Consider the following 18641-nt stretch of genomic DNA (forward strand, 5'->3'; position numbering starts at 1 on the left):
CGGAGTCTACCAGCTTCGCTCGCAACTGGCGCGAGTAGCACGATGTCCCCTGACCTGTGGAGCTTTTCCCTTGGCACTTACGCCCGTCCCGGCGTCGAAGCCGCGTGCCTGAAATTGCAGTCGACGGGCGCCAATGTGTGCCTGCTGCTCTGTGGACTGTGGCTGGGACGGCGGGGAGTCGCCTGTAACGAGCAACGATTGCAGGCTCTTCGCAACCTGGCCGAACCCTGGGAAACCGATGTGGTACAGCCGCTGCGGGCATTGCGCACGCAATGGAAATCCGCTGCGGCGCAGGACAGCGAACTTGATAGTTTGCGCGAACAGGTGAAGGCACTGGAGCTCAAAGCCGAGCGACATCTGTTATTGCGGCTGGAGCGATCGGCGCACAGTTGGCCGCAGTGTGAGGCGACCGATCTAGCGGCCTGGCTGGAAGGTGTGACGGCAGGTGCCGCCCACCTGGACCGCGACGCGCTGCATCAGCTGCGCGTCGCGGCAACCGGCACTTAGGAAGCGCTGGTTGGGGTGGTGCTGGCGCTCGACGAAGCGGCTGGCGTTGGCGCAGGCGCGGTGGTCGAGGTGGTTGCTGCAGGCGAAGCCGAAGGAGACGGTGCCGGCGTCACTGGCTTGGCAGCGGGCGCAGGGGTCGGCTTGGTAGCGGCGACCGGCTTTTTCACGGCCGGTTTGGCTGCAGGCTTGGCGGCTGGTTTTGCGGCTGGTTTTGCAGCAGCTGGCTTGGCAGCGGCTGGTTTTGCTGCGGCAGTTTTCGCGGCAGTCGCTGGCTTGGCGGCAGCTGTTTTGGCAGCTGGTTTAGCTGCAGTTTTTGCAGCTGGTTTTGCAGCTGGTTTTGCAGCCGGCTTGACCGCGGTTTTAGCAGCGGCAGTTTTAGCAGCAGGTTTTGAAGCCGGCTTGGCCGCTGTGGTTTTCGCCACGCCCGGTTTCGCGGCAGCGGTTCTTGCAGCAGGTTTAGCGGCAGTTGTTTTGGCAGCAGCTGGTTTTGTAGCAGCAGGTTTTGCAGCCGTGGTTTTAACCGCTGGTTTCGCAGCGCTGGCAGCAACGGCTTTTTTCGCCGCAGGTTTAGCGGCAGGTTTTGCTGCGACTTTCACCGGGGCCTTGGCGGCGGTTTTTTTAACAGGCGCCGCAGCAGGCTTGGCGGGTGCTTTTGCAGCAGCCGGTTTGGCAGCGGCTTTCTTGGCAGGTGCTGCAGCAGGCTTGGCTGAACGCAGGGACAACGCCTTGCCGACAGCCTCTTGTACACGACCGACACCCTGGGCCAGTTTCAGGCTTTCTTGAGCATCGCGCTTGAGTTGCAGGATGTAGCTGCGGGTTTCGGATTGACGATCTTTGAGGGCGTCGAGCAGGTTTTCAAGCTCCTTCACTGCGTCCTTGGCTTTGGTCTGCGCCTTGGCCTTGCCGGCCGACGCGGCGTCCTGCAATTTGGTACGGGACTTGTGCAGTTTTTCCTGTGCTTTGCCCCGTTGTTTTTCCAGTTTGGCGAGCAGTTTTTCAGCATCAGCCAAGGCTTGGGAACAAGCGGTTTCCAGATGCTCGAGCAGGCTGCCCGAGAGTTGTTGGAGTAGGTGCAACGGGGTATTTACAGGCTTCTTGGTGGCCGACATGATTTACCTCCTGGCTGACGTGGGTGCGGCTCATACTAGACCTCTGCTGCTACCGCCGCTAGGGCATGTTGACAGTATCCAAAGCGCTGTGTTGCAACGGATGGAAAATGTTCTGCGCTTGCGCAAAACCAGTTCACCGTGAAGCGCATTCACACTGGCATAATCCACCGCATCTCAGGTCGGAGAGTGCCCATGTCGCGTTACCTTTTTTTATCGCTTTGCGTGTTTTTTTCCGTGGCCCAGGCCGCGGAAAAATCCACGGAAAACGACGCCCGCGATCTCGCCTACAGCCTGGGGGCAAGCCTTGGCGAACGCTTGCGCCAAGAGGTCCCCGACTTGCAACTTCAAGCACTGGTCGAAGGCTTGCAGCAAGCCTATCAAGGCAAACCCCTGGCACTGACAGACGAGCAGATCGAACAGATTCTTGCCGAGCACGAAGCCCAGGTTGCCGAGCGACCGGCGATACCGCAAAGCGAAGTCGCCCTTGAAAAAGAGCAGCGCTTTCTCGCCGAGCAAAAAGCCAGACCCGGGGTTCGCGAATTGGCAGACGGCATATTGCTGACGGAACTGGCGCCGGGCACCGGCGCAAAAGCCGGCCCGAACGGCAAGGTCCAGGTGGTGTATGTCGGTCGCCTTCCCGACGGCTCAGTGTTCGATCAGAACAGTCAGCCGCAATGGTTCAGTCTCGACAGCGTGATCAGCGGATGGCGCACTGCATTGCAACACATGCCGGTCGGCGCCAAGTGGCGATTGGTGATTCCATCGGCCCAAGCCTATGGTGCCGACGGTGCTGGCGACCTGATCGCGCCGTTCACGCCACTGGTGTTCGAAGTCGAATTGCGCGGCGCTACGGGCTGAAGGGCACAAACGAAAAACGGCGCGCATAGCGCACCGTTTTCAACACCTTGCAGCAAGGCAGTCTTGCAGGAAAAGGGTTCAGGCCTGAACCGGATCCTCTTCCTTGTGAGCCGTGTGCAGCACTTCGATCAGGCAATCTTCCAGTTCGAAGCGTTCGTGCAACAGGCCACCCAGCTCCTTGAACTTCTCTGCGACGCATTTGCCCGCATCACACAGGTCGTTGAACGCGAGCAGTTTCTCTGTGATGACGTCGATGCGCGGATAGATCGTCTCGGCCAGCTCCAGGCCGCGCTTGTCGTTGAAAGCCTTGGCCTCCCCCGTCAGCTGTTCGTAGATCTCGAAATGCCCGGCGGACACATAGTCGACCAGCACTCCGCAGAATTCCTGTAGCGGTTTGCGGTTTTCACCCAGAGCCTCAGGCTTGGCGCCGAGGTCATCATAGGCTCGAACCAGTTCGTGACGCTCCTGCAACCAGCGGTCGATCAGCAGATGAACTCCACCCCAACGTTCCTGAGCATTCTGACAACTTTCGAGCATGGCGGTCTCTCTTCCCTTGTGGGTCATGCTGCCCTACACCTGTCGCACACTTGAAAATCAAATATCGGCCAGGCAGAGCGTCATTCGAGCAACATAATTCCAATGACACGTGCGGGCCAGATTATGCCCGCGCGACAATGGCTTCAAGGTACGCAGGAGATAAAGTTCATACAAGTGTTTAATCACCCACCAATGCCTGGTGCGACGACTCGCCGCTGAGCGGTCGCTGACACGCGACCCAGACCAGCCGCAACAGCTGGCAAACACCCAGGATCATCATCGCGACGAAGAACAGCAGGCTCCACTCCGGAATGCTCAGGTCGAACAATGTCCAGGAAATATGCACGCATTCGGTCGTTCCTTCGAACATCTGCCGCACCACGAATAACCAGGGCGTGTTGGCGAACAGGTCCGCCAGATTGGGAACGCAGCTCGAAAGCCGTTGCACCGGATCGCTTTGCAGCAGTACCTGCCGCAACGCGGTGACCGTACCTGCCAGACTGCAGCAAAGACCAAGCAGCCAATACATGAAAGTACCGAAGCGTCCGGGGCCATGCACCGAAGCCATCAGACAGACCCCCGTGAGCAGCGCCAGGCTAATCCGTTGCAACAGACACAACCCGCAAGGCTGGAGGCCGACTGCATATTCCAGGTAATAGGACACACCCAGGGCCAGAGCACCTGCAATGAAAGCCATGAAAAACAAGGAGCGTGAGCAGGCCAAAGACATGGCTTTTCCGTAACTAGTGGAGACAGGCGGTTACGGTAGAGTAAAGCGCGCTAGCCTTTCAAGGCACGCCGGCAGGGACAGTTCAGCAGATGTGTAGGGAATTCCCGACAGAACTGAGAGGATCAGATGTAGCCCTTTGTAGGATTATTCCGTCGACGGACGACCAAGGTAAAAATCCGTCAATGAAAGGGGAACTCTGCGATACGAATTTGCCTGTGGCGAACTCACTCACCACAGGTTTTCTTCGGCCATCGCCGCACGATGGTAGAGCCGGCTTGCTGGCGAAGACGGCGTGTCAGGCGACATCAATGTTGGAGGTGATGGCCTCTTCGCTGCGATGCGGCGGTCCGACAAGCCAGCTCCTACAGGTCCCGGAACGTTTCAAGCGTGGACCGGTACCGGCAACGGTGCCGCCAGCAGGCGCTCATCCAACAGGCCAAGGCCCTCCTGGAACAGCTGATTGCTGCGCTGAGTGTCGCCCAGTTGCGCCAGCAATCGTGCCAGTTCCGCGCAGGCTTCCGGATTGCGCTGCACGCGCAGGCTGCTTTCCAGATAGTCCCGGGCCTTGCCCCACAAGCTGCTTTGCAGACACAGGCGCCCCAGGGTCAGCAACAGGCTCGGGTCGGCCGCATGATCCTTCAGCCAGCCTTCCGCAGTGTGCAGCTGACGTGCCGGATCACTGCCGCGCACCAACCCGTACAGGCGCGCCAGATGACTGTCGTAGTTGCGCTTGAGGGCTATGCGCAGGATCTCTTCGGCTTCGACCTGGGCCCCCAGTTGCCGCAGTTGCTCGGCATAGGCGAGCACCAGTTGCGGCTCCTGACGCTGGGCAGAGGTGAGCTGCTGCCAGGCGCGGTTGAGCGATTGCAACCCGACCGTTCCGTCCGCTTCCCGCTGCGCAGCCAGGGACAGGTTTTCCCCCCAGGCCCGGCGTTCCAGTTCGGCCAGCTCGGCCGGTGGCAGGACTTTGTCCTTGCGCAGTTCCGGCAGCAGGCGAATCACCGCCGACCAGTCGCCGCGCTGTTGATGCAGGCGCTGCAACTGACGCAAGGTCTGGGCGTTACGCGGATGACGCTCGTGCATGGCTTCCAGGGTCACCAGGGCGCCGTCGGTGTCCCCGCGATCAGTCTGCAGTTGAGCGTGACTCAAGGCGATGGCCAGCTCGGCCTGAGGCTGTCGTTCGAGGGCGCGCTCCAGCAGCCTGTCGCTTTCCTCGTAATGACCTTGTTCGTTCGCGGCACGGGCAGCGCCAAGGTAGTACAGCAGCGGTTGGCGCTCGGCTTCGGCGGCCCGATGCAGATGACGCTGCGCACTGGCCCAGCGCCCCTCGGCCAGATCCAGCTGACCGTGTTCGATCGCCACTTGCACCCGGCGACTGCGATTGCGCCGCGACCAGGGATTGACCACGCCGCTGGAGGTCATCACCAATTCGACCAACGCCTTGATCCCCCAGCCTACCAGCCAGAGCACGGCGACCAGGGCCAGGGTCGCCCACAGGCTCGATTCAAAGCGAAAGCTCTTGTAGGCGATCAGCACGTAGCCGGAATGCTCGGCAATCGCCAGCCCCAGTGCAGCGGCTGCGGCGATGACCAGGAACACGATCACATAGAGGCGTTTCATGGCGTGGCCTCCGGCTCGGTGCGCGCGGCAGGTTTGGCCATCGGCTTGACCGAATCCTCGGCGTTGACATTACGCCGCTCCAGATAACCCTGGACCGCGCTCAGCGTTGCGGTCAGATCCGGCGTGACCACGCTGACCGGCTGCTGGCTCAGCTCCCCCACCTGCTCAAGCATCACTTTGCTCTGAGGGTTGTCCGGGTTGAAGTTGCCCTTGAGCACATCCCGCGCCTCGGCCATCGCCTGGGTGTAAACGGCGGCCTGGCCATTGAGTGCGGCCCACTGCGCCTGCTCCAGGGCCAGGCTCAGCGCCAGGCGCACCTGACTCAGGCTTTGCCCGGCCAGTAGCGGACGAACATTCTTGTCGGCATTGAAATCGATGCGGATGTAGCGCGAGATCTGATCCCACCATTGCGCCCAGCGACTGGCGCCGTCGCCATCGGCGGTCAACCCCAGCAAGGATTCGCCACGGTCCTTGTACTCGGGCGCCAGTTCGGTGAGGTTGATCACCTGATCGCGCAGCGCTCCCAGGCGCAGGAACAGCCCGGTGCGGTCCGGTTGCTCAGTGCTGCGCAACGCCACCAGGGTTTTGGCGACCTGCTCGCGAGCGGCAAAGGAACCCGGGTCGTTCTGTTCGCGCAGAATTTCGTCGGCACCCTGCACCAGGGCCTGGGCGCTGCTGATGTCCTGCAACGCGGAAAGACGCAGGCTGGCCAGACGCAACAAATGCTCGGCTTCGGCCAGGCGCCAATCCTTGCGGCTGGCGCCGAGGACAGTTTCCAGTCGCTGGTTCAGGCGTTGCTGATCGCCCTGGAGCTGGACCACCAGACGACTGCGTGCTTCAAGCTCGTCGGCGGCGGGCAGTTGTTCGAGGCGCGCCGTCAGGCGCTGCTCATTGAGCTTCAGGCTCTGCGCCTGATCGTTCAATGCCTGCACCTGATTCAGTTGCTGCTGGTTATTGGCTTGCAGGTGACGCACCTGCCAGACGCCCCAGCCCCCTACGGCAACGCCGGCGGCGCCCAGCAGCAGGGCGACTATGGCCAGCCCATTGCCTCGGCGCTGTTCTTGAGCAGGTGGAGGCGTTTCAACCGGTGCATCGAGCACTGGCTGGACATCATCTTTAGGCAAGGCTGTTTCGCTCACGTATCCATCCTTTGCATTAGAGAACGGGTTCGGGATACTCCCGTAACGCCGTCAGCAAAGCCGCGGCACTGGCGCCACGACAATCCACAACTTTTTCGGCCCCGGCGGCACGTGCCAACTCGGCAACCCTGGGGCTTGGAACAAACAACGGCAACCGCGCCAATGGCGGCCAGGCATCGCCGGCCAATTGCCGCAGGTGCTCAAAACCTTGTCCACTGCTGACCACCAGCCCGTTCAAGCGTTCCGCCCGGATCCGCCGAGGCAGCGTCGCAGGCGGATAGTTCGGCAGTTTTCGCCGGTACAACTCCAGGTAGTCGACACTAGCACCTAGCTCGCGCAAACGCTCAGCCAGCAGCTCGCGCCCGCCCTCCCCGCGCATGATCAACACCCGGGGATCGGCCCGTGCGACAGCCTCGCGCAGCCGGGGGAGTTCAAGCAAGGCTTCGCTGTCATCGCCTTCGACCGGAAAGCTGACGTCCACCCCGTGAGCCTCGAAGATCTGCGCGGTCGCCGCGCCCACACTGAACCACTGCAGGCACGGGGGTTGCGGCCAATACTGGCCGAGCATGTCCACCGCCATTCTGGCGGCCGGCTTGCTGACCACGATCACCGCGCAATAGCGCTCCAGGTCCTGAATCACTGCACGCATTGTGTCAGAGACAGGAATCGATTCGATCTCCAAAAGCGGCAAGCTGCTGCTGAAAATCCCCACTTGCGCCAAAGCATTGCTTAGCGCCGCAGACTCATCCGAGGGACGCGTCAGCAACAGGCGCCAGCCGGTCACTCGTGACCTGCCTCGCCGTAGACCGCTTTCAGGATGTCGTTGGCGCCCTGGTTCAGCAGGTCTTCGGCTACTTGCACGCCCAAGGCTTCGGCATCACCGCGTGGCGCACGGGCTTGCGCACTGAGCAGCAGGCCGCCGCTCGGATCGCCCACCAGGCCACGCAACCAGAGCTGCTCGCCTTCAAGTATGGCGTAACAGGCGATCGGCACCTGGCAGCCGCCATTGAGGTGCTTGTTGAGGGCACGTTCGGCGGTGACGCGGGTGGCAGTGTCCTGGTGGTGCAGCGGCGCCAGCAAGGCGTGGATGTCGCTGTCGGCGCTGCGGCATTCGATCCCCACTGCGCCCTGGCCACCGGCCGGCAGACTGTCGTCGACGCTGATGGCCGAGGTGATGCGATCTTCAAAGCCGAGCCGAATCAGGCCGGCGGCGGCCAGGATGATGGCGTCGTATTCGCCGGCATCGAGCTTGGCCAGCCGGGTGTTGACGTTGCCGCGCAGGAAGCGGATTTCCAGGTCCGGGCGACGGGTCAGCAACTGGGCCTGGCGGCGCAGGCTGGAGGTGCCGACAATGCTGCCTTGGGGCAACTCATCCAGGCTCGCGTAAGTATTGGAGACGAATGCATCGCGCGGGTCTTCGCGTTCGCAGATGCAGAACAGACCGAGGCCTTTGGGGAAGTCCATCGGCACGTCCTTCATGGAGTGCACGGCGATGTCGGCTTCGTTTTCCAGCAGCGCGGTTTCCAGTTCCTTGACGAACAGGCCCTTGCCGCCGATTTTCGATAAGGGCGAGTCAAGCAGTTTATCGCCACGACTGACCATGGGAACCAAGGTCACGAGCAGGCCGGGATGCGCCTCTTCCAGACGGGCCTTGACGTATTCGGCCTGCCACAGGGCAAGCGCGCTTTTGCGGGTGGCGATGCGGATTTCGCGAGAGGACATGGGTCAATCAATCCGTACTGAATAGATACGGCGGATAATAACAGCTCAGCCAAATCCACTTTGACTTGTATCAGGTAATGCCTGCCCTCCCTGGCCCCGGATGTCCGGCAATCGGGTGTGAAGTTCGCCTGGGATGGCGAATTAAAGCTGTTGCATCATTTTGCGAACGCCCGCCACATGGCGGCGGCTGACGATCAGCGCGTCACCGTTCAAGCCTTTGAGGAACAGCTGAAAATGTCCCAGGGGCGTGCGTTGCAGGCGTTCGATACGCTCGCGGGCGACCAGCGCATTGCGGTGGATGCGCACGAAACGGTCGCCGAATTCATCTTCGAGGGCCTTGAGTGGCTCATCCAGCAGCACCTCGCCGCCTTCATGGCGCAAGGTCACGTATTTATGATCGGCAATAAAGTAGACCACCTGACCCAGCGGGATCAGTTCGATCCCTTTGCGGGTACGGGCGCTGATATGACTGCGGGGGCCGCTGCCACTCTCGGCAGCCGGGCGGGTCAGGGCGGCGAGCTGGACACGATTGGGTCGCTCGGCTTTCTTTAACGCTTCATGTAACTGTTCTGTACGCACAGGTTTCACCAGATAGCCTACGGCGCTTGCCTGTAAGGCTTCCACGGCAAATTCATCGGGCCCTGTGCAGAACACCACGGCTGGCGGGGTTTCGCGTTCGCACAATCGTGCAGCCACTTGCAGGCCATCGAGGCCCGGCATGCGGATATCGAGCAACACGATATCCGGTTTGTGGCTGTCGATCAGTGCCAACGCCTCTTCGCCGTTCGTGGCGCTGGGCTCCAGGACACTGTATCCCTCGAGTTCGCCGACCATTCGGCTCAGGCGCTCGCGGGCCAGGGGTTCGTCATCAACGATCAGGACATTCATATTGCGCTGGATTCCTGCGTGAGTCTCGCACAAGGATAGCGTAGACAGGTGAAGTGACGTCCGTCACCGCGATCCACGCTAAGACTAGCGCGAGGGCCAAAAAGTGCCGCCGGTCGGACGACTAAATTTTCATCTGGCGTGCGTTTGGCGGTCCGGGCCCGCACTGGCGAGGCATCGCCACGGGGTTTTCTGATACACAATATGAACACCCCTCTTTTTATAGGCAGCTGCAGCGCCCGGAAGTGCGCTGATCCTACTGTCCAACTGTAGACGGTTGCCGGGACGATATTGCTCAATTGAAAAATATCGTTGCGCAATTTCCGCGTGGCCAGCTTTGAGTATGGGCTGACGCGTCAGGAAAGAAACCTGTCGACCAGTGTCAGCGACAGGATTGGCAACCCTGTTATTATCCGCGGCAGCTTTCAACGCCATCTTTCTTCAGCCGATACGAGCGAATTCATGAGCACTGACAAGACCAATCAGTCCTGGGGCGGCCGCTTCAGTGAACCCGTCGACGCCTTCGTCGCCCGCTTCACCGCCTCCGTCACCTTCGACCAGCGCCTGTATCGCCACGACATCATGGGTTCGATCGCCCACGCCACCATGCTGGCGAAGGTCGGCGTGCTGACCGATGCCGAGCGCGACAGCATCACCGATGGCCTGAAGACCATCCAGGGTGAAATCGAGGCCGGCGAGTTCGACTGGCGCATCGACCTCGAAGACGTGCACATGAACATCGAGGCGCGCCTGACCGACCGCATCGGCGTGACCGGTAAAAAGCTGCACACCGGTCGCAGCCGCAACGACCAGGTCGCTACCGATATCCGCCTGTGGCTGCGCGACGAGATTGACCTGATCCTGAGCGAAATCACCCGCCTGCAACAAGGCTTGCTGGAACAGGCCGAGCGCGAAGCCGGCAGCATCATGCCCGGTTTCACTCACCTGCAAACCGCACAGCCGGTGACCTTCGGGCATCATATGCTGGCCTGGTTCGAAATGCTCAGCCGTGACTACGAGCGCCTGGTCGACTGCCGCAAGCGCACCAACCGCATGCCATTGGGCAGCGCCGCGCTGGCCGGCACGACCTACCCGATCGATCGCGAATATACCGCGCAACTGCTGGGCTTCGACGCGGTGGGTGGCAACTCGCTGGACAACGTGTCCGATCGTGACTTCGCTATCGAGTTCTGCTCGGCGGCGAGCATCGCGATGATGCACTTGTCGCGCTTCTCCGAAGAACTGGTGCTGTGGACCAGCGCCCAGTTCCAGTTCATCGATCTGCCGGACCGCTTCTGCACCGGCAGCTCGATCATGCCGCAAAAGAAAAACCCGGACGTGCCCGAGCTGGTGCGTGGCAAGACCGGCCGCGTGTTCGGCGCGCTGATGGGCCTGCTGACCCTGATGAAAGGCCAGCCCCTGGCCTACAACAAGGACAACCAGGAAGACAAGGAACCGCTGTTCGACGCCGCCGACACCCTGCGCGATTCGCTGCGGGCCTTTGCCGACATGATCCCGGCGATCAAACCCAAGCACGCGATGATGCGCGAAGCGGCCCTGCGCGGCTTCTCCACCGCCACCGACCTGGCCGACTACCTGGTGCGTCGTGGCCTGCCGTTCCGTGACTGCCACGAGATTGTTGGCCATGCGGTGAAGTACGGCGTTGAAAGCGGCAAGGACCTGGCGGAAATGAGCCTGGAAGAGCTGCGCAAGTTCAGTGACCAGATCGATCAGGATGTGTTCGCGGTGCTGACCCTGGAAGGCTCGGTGAATGCCCGTGACCATATCGGCGGGACTGCGCCGGCGCAGGTCAAGCAGGCTGTGGTGCGCGGTCAGCAATTGCTCGCCAGCCGCTAAACCGCTAAACCGCTAAAAGCTTCGCGAGCAAGCCCGCTCCCACATTGGATCTCTATCGTGCACAAATTCTTTGTTCACCGAAGATCTCCTGTGGGAGCGGGCTTGCTCGCGAAAGCATTTTTGAAACCGCTACAAAACCCTACTTCCTGGCCGCAACCATCGCCATAAATGCCGGCATCGCCGCCTCCTTGTCCGCCGCGATCCGCTGCACGTTCGGGTTCTGTTCCAGCCGCTCCAGCAGCGCCCTGGCCGCCGGCATCTCAGCCAGCAGATCGATATCGAACAGCTTCTTCCCCACCGCACAGGCCAGCGGCACGCTGTACAGGAAATACAAATCCGCAATACTCAGGCTGTCACCTGCCACGTAAGGGGCGAATTTGCCGTGCCTGCCCAGCGAGGCAAAGCCCAGCAGCAATTCGGCTTTGGTCTTGTCCTTGATCGCGTCCGGCACGGTCATGCCGAAAAACGCGTCGGGATAACAGGCACGTCCCGGCAGCTCGATGTACAGCTCGATTTCCTTGGCCAGCGCCAGAATCTGCGCCCGCTCGAAAGGATCGTTCGGCAGCAGCGGCGTGCCGTCCTGGCTCTGCTCGATGTATTCCAGAATCACGCTGGTTTCATTGATAAAACCTTGCTCGTCGCGCAGCACCGGAACCTTGCCGCGCGGGCTGATCGCCAGCGCTTCAGGGCTCTGGCCGGCATAGAACGGCACTTCTTCAAACGGCAGTCCCTTCTCCAGCAGCGCCAGCTTGACCATGTTGTAGTAGTTGCTGACACAAAATCCATAAAGCTTGAGCATCACATAGCCTCCAGGCCGTGCAGGGGGTTGGCAGCGCCAGTTATAGAACGCCTGGGTGCTTCTCGCCAGCAGCATCACGGCGCTGAATGCAGGTAAACTGGCCGCCTTTCCTTGAGGAGCCTGCCATGAGCGAGCCAAACGATATAGACATCGACGACGAAGAGTTCGCCGAGAACACCCTGATCGAAGCCATCGAAAACCAGATCGAAAGCGACAATCCGCCAGCGGCCAAGGCCACCTTCAACAAGCTGACCCTGGTGGGTTACGAGCGTGAGGAAATCCTCAACCTGATGGCCCATGTCCTGGCTGTTGAAATCGACGCGATCCTCGAAGAAGACCGCGCGTTCAACACCGAATGGTACGAAACGGCGCTGCGCGCTCTTCCAGAGCTGCCACCGGAAAAGAAATAACCCCGCCCCCCCGACCGTAGGAGCGAGGCTTGCCCGCGAATAACGATAACGCCGTTCCTCAGGCATACCGCGGCGAAGCCTTCGCGGGCAAGCCTCGCTCCTACGGAAACCACCCTGCAATCGAGGAATGCAAGCCGAGGCAAAAAAACCCTGTCGCGAGCACTGGACATGCCGCACAAGTGGGCTCACCTTAGGGGCGCTGTCGTCCAATTCCTAGAAAGTCTGGAGTCCTTATGTCGCTTACCCCTGAGTTGGTTGCCGAACTGGAAATCCTCGCCCTCTTCAACCTGGACAGTTCCCAGGAAGGCCTGAAAATTCATCAGACCGCTGCCCCGAAAGCCATTGCCGCTACCCAAAGACTGTTCGACAAAGAATTGATCACCCAGCCCGATGGCGGTTATCTGACCAGCCTGGGACGTGACGCCGCGCAAAACATACAAACCGTTCTGACTATTCTGAGCGTCCGGGAAACAGCCTGAGTGACCGCGTCGCCCACGGAAACCCGTGCTACGGGTTCCGCGGGCACACTTTCGTTACCTGCACCGCTCCTTGTGCAGCTACCTGCCGTGCCCAACGATAAAAATCTGACGTCAGAAAAACCATAAACCAGCTTAAAAGTCCCGCGGCCGAGGCGCTAAACTGCCCCTCATCCCGAGGCCTTCCACGTCCGGCCCCATCAAGCCGGTTTGAGCTGACATGACCCACCCCCATGAAATCCGCCCCGACCTGGAAGAAGGCATCGACCGCAAGGTGCTGAGCCAACTGCGCGCACGGTTCCTGAAGCACAATGAGGGCCGCATGGCGCGCGCCATGGCAGGACTTTCAACCCGCCAGCAAAACGTACTCACCCTGCTGCCGCTGTTTTTTCACGTCAATCATCCGCTGCTGCCGGGTTATGTTTCGGGCAGCACGCCGGCCGGATTGTCGAACTACGAACCGGACGCCAACGTCCTCGCCGAAGCCCAGCGCCTGACCCGCTCGTTTTCCTATAAACCGCGCCACGGCAGCAATCCGCCCCGACCGATTCACGGCCTGTTCCTGATGGGCAGCCTCGGCACCCTGGCCCAGGCCGATCAGAGCGACATGGACGTATGGGTCTGTCATGCACCGGATTTGAGCGAAAGCGAACTGATCGAACTGCGTAAAAAGTGCCAGCTGCTCGAAACCTGGGCCACCAGCCAAGGTGCCGAGGCGCATTTTTTCCTGATCGATCCGGCCCGCTTCGTGCTCGGCGAGCGCGACCATCAACTGAGCTCGGAAGACTGCGGCAGCACCCAGCACTATCTGCTGCTGGACGAGTTCTACCGCACCGCAATCTGGTTGGCCGGACGCACGCCCATCTGGTGGCTGGTACCGGTTTACGAAGAGGTCGCCTACGAACGCTACACCCACGCGTTGCTTTCCAAACGCTTCATCCGGGCCGACGAAACCCTGGATCTCGGGTCTCTGGCGCACATTCCGCCCGGCGAATTCGTCGGCGCCGGGCTGTGGCAGTTATTCAAGGGCATCGAATCGCCGTACAAGTCGGTACTCAAGCTGCTGCTGACCGAGGTCTATGCCAGCGAACACCCCCAGGTCCACTGCCTCAGCCTGCGCTTCAAACACGCCGTATTCGCCAACCAGCTCGACCTCGATGAGCTGGATCCCTACGTCATGGTTTACCGACGCCTCGAGGAATACCTCAGCGCCCGTGACGAGCCGGAACGGCTGGAGCTGGTGCGTCGCGCGCTGTATTTGAAGGTCAATCGCAAGCTCACCGGCAGCAGCAGTCGCAGCGAAAACTGGCAACGTTCGCTGCTTGAGCGCCTGGCCCACGAATGGCATTGGGATCAGCGTCAGTTGGCCCTGCTCGATAGCCGCAGCCAGTGGAAAGTCCGCCAGGTCGGCGCCGAGCGCCGGGCCTTGGTCAATGAGCTCAAGTACAGCTACCGCTTCCTGACCCGGTTCGCCCGCCATGAACACACCGTCAGCCTGATCAACAAACGCGAGCTCAACGTGCTGGGTCGACGGCTGTATGCGGCCTTCGAGCGCAAGGCGAACAAGGTCGAGTTCATCAACCCGGGCATCGCCCCGGACCTGGCCGAAGACACCCTGTCCCTGGTGCAGGCGCCGAACAGGAAAGAGCCCGGGCAAACTCAATGGGGTTTGTATAACGGCAGCCTGAGCGCCCATGAGTGGGAGCATTTCGCGCCGATCAAGCGCAGCCGCCAATTGCTGGAGCTGCTGACCTGGTGCCACCGCAATGGCGTCATCGACGGCAGCACCCGCCTGGCCTTGCATCCCGGCAGCAGCGACCTGAGCGAATTCGAACTGTTCAACCTGCTCGGCAGCCTGCAACAGAGCATCGCCCTGCCCCTGGCGACCGTCGCCGAAGAAGCGCTATTGCGCGCGAGTGTGCCCAGCGAAGTGCTGATCCTGGTAAACGTCGGCTTCGATCCGCTCAAGCACCACCGCGACCTGAATATCCTGATGACTACCCAGCGCACCGATTCCCTGAGTTATGCCGGGGTTAGGGAAAATCTGGTGCTGACCCTGGACCAGGTCACGCTCAACAGCTGGAACGAAGTGTTGGTCAGCCGTTTTGATGGCCCCCATGCCTTGCTCGCCTGCGTACGCGATTACCTCAACAACCTGCCGAAGGGGCGGCAGCAGCCCAGGTTGCGGGTTCATTGCTTCTGCCACAACCGCGCACAATTCATCGCCCGGCGGGTCGAAGAAATTCTCGACACCGCACAGAACCTGCTGCTGAGCGAACTCAACCATCGCTACCTGATTCAGGTCCAGCAGCATTTCCACGTGCTGGAACTGGTGCCCGGCCATGTCAACCATGTCGCCCTTGCCTCACTGCCGGCGCTGGTCGAATACCTGGGCGCAGACCTCGCCCGCTACAGCCCGTTGCACCTGGACCCGATGGCGCTTGAAGACCAGGATCTGGCGCTGGTATTGCCGATGGGGCAGCCCGAATGCGTTCAGGTGTTCTATCGGATCCGCGAGTTCCACGCCGATCTGTATGTACTGGATGAATTCAACGCCCTGTGGCACCAACGCTTGCCCTACCACGATGAGCAAAGCCTGCTGGTGCCGCTGCAGCGATTCCTGCAATCGATCCAATACCGGCGCGACGCCTTGCTGCCGATTGAGGCTGCCCAGCCCCTGAGCCTGGACACCTTGTATTTCCAGCTGTTGCCATCGGGTCCCGTTCGGGCCCGTCGGGTAGAAGCCCGGCCGGCGCCGCAAACCCCGGCCAACGAACCCTTTTACGACGTGCAGGCGATCGTCGGCAAAGCCGCGCCGGGGCAGGCGCAGGTCACGTTGTATTGCAATCAGCGGGAGTTTTCAGAGCTGGAACATGGCGACCGGCTGTTCAGCGTGGTCGCCAGGGAAATCGTCGGGCAGCGCCGCGAGACCGAGCGCTATCGTTGCTACATCACCGACCTGGACTTGTCCGGTCTGCTCGGTGATGGTCAGCGTTCAAGCAATCTGTATTTGCGCTACAAGGCCGATCTGGAGCGCGCATTGAACGAAGCGCTCGAGCAGATCTGAGGGGCATGTCATTCCGGGAAGGAGCCGCCATTGGCAGGCTGTGACTCGACTTCCAGCAGGGTCAGCTTGAGGGTCTTGCCGCCCGGTGCCGGCCAATCGATATGCTGGCCGACCTTGAGGCCGAGCAATGCGCTGCCTACCGGCGCCAGAATGGAAATCTTGCCTTCGTCGGCATTGGCATCCTTGGGGTAAACCAGCGTCAGGTGGTAATCCTTGCCGCTGCTCTCTTCGCGGCAATGCACACGGGAATTCATGGTCACGACATCGGCGGGCACTTCATCGTGACCGACCAGGGTATCGGCGCGATCCAGTTCGGTTTGCAGCGCGATAACGCCCGGCAGCGTGTCATCCAGGCTGTCGATCAGGCGCTCCAGACGTTGTACGTCCAGACGGGTAAGGGTGATGGAAGGTGCGGTCATGATCAGGGCAGACTCCTTTCTTCTGCACGAAAAAAGCAAAACCCCGCCAGAAAAAGGCGGGGTTTTCACGAGCCTCGATGGGTTGAGGCGTACCCGGACACTATCACAGCTCAATAAATATACAAGTGAGGACCGGACAGCCTGCAATCGCCGCCGCCCCTGTAGGAGGGTCGGGTCAACCGTTATGCTTGCGGCTGGCAGCTTGGGCGCAGATGACCCGCCGGCGATCGTCATCGGCCGAGCGCCATTCGCGGATGTCTTCGACATGGCGAAAACACCCAAGGCAGACCTTCTGCTCATCCAGCCGACACACACCGCTGCACGGCGAAGGCACCGCCGGGCTGACATTGCTATAGAGCGGTTTGGGTGCACGAACGGGCGCAGGCTGGGTCACGGTCTCACAGACCTTCGAAATCGAGTTCGACGCCAGCCTGCTGCTGGACGATGCGCTCGAGCATTTCGCCCAATTGCTCTTCGCTCTTGTCGCACATCCAGCGCTCGCTCTCTTCGTCATAGTCGAAGTGGAAACCACCGGACACTGCCGCCAGCCACAGCTGACGCAACGGCTCCTGGCGGCTGAAGATCAGCGCCGTGCCGTTTTCGAACTTGACGGTCAGCACACCGGCCGAACTTTCCAGATCGATATCCAGGTCACTCTCGTCAAAAATATCCTCCAACGATTGCTGGGTGGCATCGACCAGATCGTGGAAACGGGCTTCGGTCAAACTCATTGCGGCAACCTCAAAAAATGTCTGCTCACGCTCAAGCGCCGCAAGATACGGGCGAGCTACGGTGAATGCAAAGGATAACGATCAAGCGCCGATATAGGTACAACAAACACGGTCCCTGTAGGAGCTGGTTTGCCAGCGAAGGGGCCGGCACATCCAACATCCTTGCTGACTGAACCACCGCTTTCGCGGGCAAGCCCGCTCCTACAGGGGATTGCACCAGGCTGGCCGGCATCGGCCCAAGCCCCGCCGGACGGGAGCTCCGTTACATAGGCAAGCTGGCGGGTGGTCGGTATACTCCGGCGCAATTAATGCATTTTCAAGGATTTCGCCATGAAGCGCCTGATCTCTTCCCTTGCTGCGCTCGCTTCGCTTGTCGCTTTTGCCAGCGTGCTATCGGCCTGTGGTCAGAAAGGCCCGCTGTACCTGCCTGATGAGAACCAGGATCCTGTCGAGCAGGCCAAGTCGTCCCAACAGCAGCCTGCGTCCAAAGCACACAAGCACGACGTCTACCAATAAGGGAACATCATGAACGCTTTTAACTACCGTGACGGTGAGCTGTTCGCGGAAGGTGTTGCCCTGTCCGCCATCGCCGAACGCTTTGGCACGCCAACTTATGTCTACTCCCGTGCCCACATCGAGGCCCAGTACCTGGCTTACGCCGATGCACTGGCCGGCACGCCGCACCTGGTCTGCTTTGCGGTCAAGGCCAACTCCAACCTGGGTGTACTGAATGTCCTGGCGCGCCTGGGCGCCGGTTTCGACATCGTCTCCCGTGGCGAGCTGGAGCGCGTATTGGCCGCTGGCGGCAGCGCCGACAAGATCGTGTTCTCCGGCGTCGGCAAGACCCGTGACGACATGCGTCGCGCCCTGGAAGTCGGCGTGCATTGCTTCAACGTCGAGTCCACCGACGAGCTGGAGCGCCTGCAGGTTGTCGCCGCCGAGCTGGGCGTTCGCGCGCCGATCTCGCTGCGCGTGAACCCGGACGTCGATGCCGGTACGCATCCGTACATCTCCACCGGCCTTAAAGAAAACAAATTCGGTATCGCCATCGCCGACGCCGAAGATGTGTACATCCGCGCCGCGCAACTGCCCAACCTCGAAGTGGTCGGCGTCGATTGCCACATCGGCTCGCAACTGACCACCCTGCCGCCGTTCATCGATGCCCTCGACCGCCTGCTGGGCCTGGTCGACCGCCTCGGCGAGTGCGGGATCTACCTGCGCCACATCGATCTCGGTGGCGGTCTGGGCGTGCGTTATCGCGATGAAGAGCCGCCACTGGCTGCCGACTACATCAAAGCCGTGCGCGAGCGTCTCGACGGTCGTGACCTGGCGCTGGTGTTCGAGCCGGGCCGTTTTGTCGTCGCCAACGCCGGCGTACTGCTGACCCAGGTCGAGTACCTCAAACACACCGAACACAAAGACTTCGCCATCGTCGACGCGGCCATGAACGACCTGATCCGCCCGGCGTTGTACCAGGCCTGGATGGACGTCACCGCCGTGCGCCCGCGCACCACCGCAGCCCGCGCTTACGACATCGTCGGACCGATCTGCGAGACCGGCGACTTCCTGGCCAAGGATCGTCAGCTGGCCCTGGAAGAAGGCGACCTGCTGGCCGTGCATTCGGCCGGTGCCTATGGGTTTGTCATGAGTTCCAACTACAACACCCGCGGCCGCGCCGCCGAAGTGTTGGTGGACGGTGATCAGGCATTTGAAGTGCGTCGCCGTGAGACGGTAGCCGAGTTGTTCGCTGGCGAAAGCCTGCTGCCGGAGTAAAA

At 61.0% G+C, this 18641-nt stretch carries 20 protein-coding genes; 8 read left to right on the plus strand and 12 right to left on the minus strand.

Annotation, left to right across the window (positions count from 1 at the left end; genetic code table 11):
- The first annotated feature begins 42 nt into the window (after positions 1-42).
- A complete protein-coding gene (locus F8N96_RS16435) occupies positions 43-507 on the plus strand; it encodes a TIGR02444 family protein (RefSeq protein WP_150798681.1) in 465 nt (154 codons plus the stop codon).
- On the opposite strand, the gene F8N96_RS16440 is transcribed toward F8N96_RS16435, so the two are convergent.
- The gene (locus tag F8N96_RS16440; RefSeq protein ID WP_150798682.1) at positions 504-1616 is read right to left on the minus strand and encodes an AlgP family protein; all 1113 of its coding nucleotides are present in this window, start codon (positions 1614-1616) and stop codon (positions 504-506) included. The genes F8N96_RS16435 and F8N96_RS16440 overlap by 4 nt on opposite strands.
- 192 nt (positions 1617-1808) lie before the next feature.
- Here F8N96_RS16440 and F8N96_RS16445 point away from each other — a divergent pair, with 192 nt between their 5' ends.
- Entirely contained in the window at positions 1809-2474 is a 666-nt protein-coding gene (locus tag F8N96_RS16445; protein ID WP_150798683.1) for an FKBP-type peptidyl-prolyl cis-trans isomerase, read from the plus strand.
- 78 nt (positions 2475-2552) lie between these two features.
- Here F8N96_RS16445 and rsd read toward each other — a convergent pair whose 3' ends face one another.
- From rsd to F8N96_RS16480, 7 genes are all read right to left on the minus strand, one after another.
- Positions 2553-3011, minus strand: coding sequence for a sigma D regulator (gene rsd, locus F8N96_RS16450; RefSeq protein ID WP_150798684.1), 459 nt, complete (start codon positions 3009-3011; stop codon positions 2553-2555).
- A 178-nt stretch (positions 3012-3189) separates the two neighbouring features.
- Positions 3190-3741, minus strand: coding sequence for a disulfide bond formation protein B (locus tag F8N96_RS16455; RefSeq protein ID WP_150798685.1), 552 nt, complete (start codon positions 3739-3741; stop codon positions 3190-3192).
- A 381-nt stretch (positions 3742-4122) separates the two neighbouring features.
- The gene (locus F8N96_RS16460) at positions 4123-5361 is read right to left on the minus strand and encodes a heme biosynthesis protein HemY (RefSeq protein ID WP_150798686.1); all 1239 of its coding nucleotides are present in this window, start codon (positions 5359-5361) and stop codon (positions 4123-4125) included.
- A complete protein-coding gene (locus F8N96_RS16465; RefSeq protein WP_150798687.1) occupies positions 5358-6500 on the minus strand; it encodes a uroporphyrinogen-III C-methyltransferase in 1143 nt (380 codons plus the stop codon). The genes F8N96_RS16460 and F8N96_RS16465 overlap by 4 nt, the downstream gene beginning before the upstream one ends.
- Before the next feature lie 16 nt (positions 6501-6516).
- Positions 6517-7284, minus strand: a complete 768-nt coding sequence (locus F8N96_RS16470; protein ID WP_150798688.1) for a uroporphyrinogen-III synthase — start codon at positions 7282-7284, stop codon at positions 6517-6519.
- Positions 7281-8222 (minus strand): hydroxymethylbilane synthase, encoded by a 942-nt coding sequence (gene hemC / locus F8N96_RS16475; RefSeq protein WP_150798689.1) that lies wholly within the window; start codon positions 8220-8222, stop codon positions 7281-7283. The genes F8N96_RS16470 and hemC overlap by 4 nt, the downstream gene beginning before the upstream one ends.
- Positions 8223-8363: 141 nt before the next feature.
- Complete coding sequence (locus tag F8N96_RS16480) at positions 8364-9110, minus strand: LytR/AlgR family response regulator transcription factor (RefSeq protein WP_128872557.1); 747 nt, start codon at positions 9108-9110, stop codon at positions 8364-8366.
- A 459-nt stretch (positions 9111-9569) separates the two neighbouring features.
- On the opposite strand from F8N96_RS16480, the gene argH reads away from it, so the two are divergent.
- The gene (argH, locus tag F8N96_RS16485; protein WP_150798690.1) at positions 9570-10964 is read left to right on the plus strand and encodes an argininosuccinate lyase; all 1395 of its coding nucleotides are present in this window, start codon (positions 9570-9572) and stop codon (positions 10962-10964) included.
- A 139-nt stretch (positions 10965-11103) separates the two neighbouring features.
- Here argH and F8N96_RS16490 read toward each other — a convergent pair whose 3' ends face one another.
- Positions 11104-11763, minus strand: a complete 660-nt coding sequence (locus tag F8N96_RS16490; RefSeq protein WP_150798691.1) for a glutathione S-transferase family protein — start codon at positions 11761-11763, stop codon at positions 11104-11106.
- Between the two features lie 125 nt (positions 11764-11888).
- Between F8N96_RS16490 and F8N96_RS16495 the strand changes: the two genes are divergently transcribed.
- The 3 genes from F8N96_RS16495 to F8N96_RS16505 all read left to right on the plus strand — a co-directional run bounded on the left by F8N96_RS16495 (position 11889) and on the right by F8N96_RS16505 (position 15716).
- Entirely contained in the window at positions 11889-12173 is a 285-nt protein-coding gene (locus F8N96_RS16495) for a hypothetical protein (RefSeq protein ID WP_150798692.1), read from the plus strand.
- Between the two features lie 233 nt (positions 12174-12406).
- Positions 12407-12652 carry a TIGR02647 family protein gene (locus F8N96_RS16500; protein ID WP_150798693.1) on the plus strand — a complete coding sequence of 82 codons (246 nt, stop codon included), beginning with the start codon at positions 12407-12409 and terminating at the stop codon, positions 12650-12652.
- Positions 12653-12869: 217 nt separating this feature from the next.
- Complete coding sequence (locus F8N96_RS16505; RefSeq protein WP_150798694.1) at positions 12870-15716, plus strand: class I adenylate cyclase; 2847 nt, start codon at positions 12870-12872, stop codon at positions 15714-15716.
- A gap of 8 nt (positions 15717-15724) precedes the next feature.
- Here the strand turns inward: F8N96_RS16505 and rnk are convergent, their stop codons facing one another.
- The 3 genes from rnk to cyaY form a co-directional block, all read right to left on the minus strand.
- Positions 15725-16135, minus strand: coding sequence for a nucleoside diphosphate kinase regulator (rnk, locus tag F8N96_RS16510; protein WP_150798695.1), 411 nt, complete (start codon positions 16133-16135; stop codon positions 15725-15727).
- A gap of 175 nt (positions 16136-16310) precedes the next feature.
- Complete coding sequence (locus F8N96_RS16515; RefSeq protein WP_150798696.1) at positions 16311-16529, minus strand: DUF1289 domain-containing protein; 219 nt, start codon at positions 16527-16529, stop codon at positions 16311-16313.
- Between the two features lie 4 nt (positions 16530-16533).
- On the minus strand, positions 16534-16866 hold the full coding sequence (gene cyaY, locus F8N96_RS16520) for an iron donor protein CyaY (protein ID WP_150765574.1): 333 nt from the start codon (positions 16864-16866) through the stop codon (positions 16534-16536).
- 330 nt (positions 16867-17196) lie between these two features.
- Between cyaY and lptM the strand changes: the two genes are divergently transcribed.
- A complete protein-coding gene (gene lptM / locus F8N96_RS16525; protein ID WP_064680399.1) occupies positions 17197-17382 on the plus strand; it encodes an LPS translocon maturation chaperone LptM in 186 nt (61 codons plus the stop codon).
- Positions 17383-17391: 9 nt separating this feature from the next.
- Positions 17392-18639, plus strand: a complete 1248-nt coding sequence (lysA, locus tag F8N96_RS16530; protein WP_150798697.1) for a diaminopimelate decarboxylase — start codon at positions 17392-17394, stop codon at positions 18637-18639.
- Positions 18640-18641: the final 2 nt, after the last annotated feature.

Source organism: Pseudomonas fluorescens (assembly GCF_902497855.1).
Lineage (GTDB): Bacteria > Pseudomonadota > Gammaproteobacteria > Pseudomonadales > Pseudomonadaceae > Aquipseudomonas > Aquipseudomonas fluorescens_BI.

Excerpts from the sequence above, each read along its gene's own strand:
- F8N96_RS16445 (WP_150798683.1), top strand. The coding sequence starts at position 1,809 with ATGTCGCGTTACCTTTTTTTATCGCTTTGCGTGTTTTTTTCCGTGGCC.
- F8N96_RS16500 (WP_150798693.1), top strand. The coding sequence starts at position 12,407 with ATGTCGCTTACCCCTGAGTTGGTTGCCGAACTGGAAATCCTCGCCCTC.
- F8N96_RS16490 (WP_150798691.1), bottom strand. The coding sequence starts at position 11,763 with ATGCTCAAGCTTTATGGATTTTGTGTCAGCAACTACTACAACATGGTC.
- F8N96_RS16440 (WP_150798682.1), bottom strand. The coding sequence starts at position 1,616 with ATGTCGGCCACCAAGAAGCCTGTAAATACCCCGTTGCACCTACTCCAA.
- F8N96_RS16505 (WP_150798694.1), top strand. The coding sequence starts at position 12,870 with ATGACCCACCCCCATGAAATCCGCCCCGACCTGGAAGAAGGCATCGAC.
- F8N96_RS16495 (WP_150798692.1), top strand. The coding sequence starts at position 11,889 with ATGAGCGAGCCAAACGATATAGACATCGACGACGAAGAGTTCGCCGAG.
- hemC (WP_150798689.1), bottom strand. The coding sequence starts at position 8,222 with ATGTCCTCTCGCGAAATCCGCATCGCCACCCGCAAAAGCGCGCTTGCC.
- F8N96_RS16460 (WP_150798686.1), bottom strand. The coding sequence starts at position 5,361 with ATGAAACGCCTCTATGTGATCGTGTTCCTGGTCATCGCCGCAGCCGCT.
- lptM (WP_064680399.1), top strand. The coding sequence starts at position 17,197 with ATGAAGCGCCTGATCTCTTCCCTTGCTGCGCTCGCTTCGCTTGTCGCT.
- cyaY (WP_150765574.1), bottom strand. The coding sequence starts at position 16,866 with ATGAGTTTGACCGAAGCCCGTTTCCACGATCTGGTCGATGCCACCCAG.
- F8N96_RS16455 (WP_150798685.1), bottom strand. The coding sequence starts at position 3,741 with ATGTCTTTGGCCTGCTCACGCTCCTTGTTTTTCATGGCTTTCATTGCA.
- lysA (WP_150798697.1), top strand. The coding sequence starts at position 17,392 with ATGAACGCTTTTAACTACCGTGACGGTGAGCTGTTCGCGGAAGGTGTT.
- rsd (WP_150798684.1), bottom strand. The coding sequence starts at position 3,011 with ATGCTCGAAAGTTGTCAGAATGCTCAGGAACGTTGGGGTGGAGTTCAT.
- F8N96_RS16480 (WP_128872557.1), bottom strand. The coding sequence starts at position 9,110 with ATGAATGTCCTGATCGTTGATGACGAACCCCTGGCCCGCGAGCGCCTG.
- rnk (WP_150798695.1), bottom strand. The coding sequence starts at position 16,135 with ATGACCGCACCTTCCATCACCCTTACCCGTCTGGACGTACAACGTCTG.
- argH (WP_150798690.1), top strand. The coding sequence starts at position 9,570 with ATGAGCACTGACAAGACCAATCAGTCCTGGGGCGGCCGCTTCAGTGAA.
- F8N96_RS16435 (WP_150798681.1), top strand. The coding sequence starts at position 43 with ATGTCCCCTGACCTGTGGAGCTTTTCCCTTGGCACTTACGCCCGTCCC.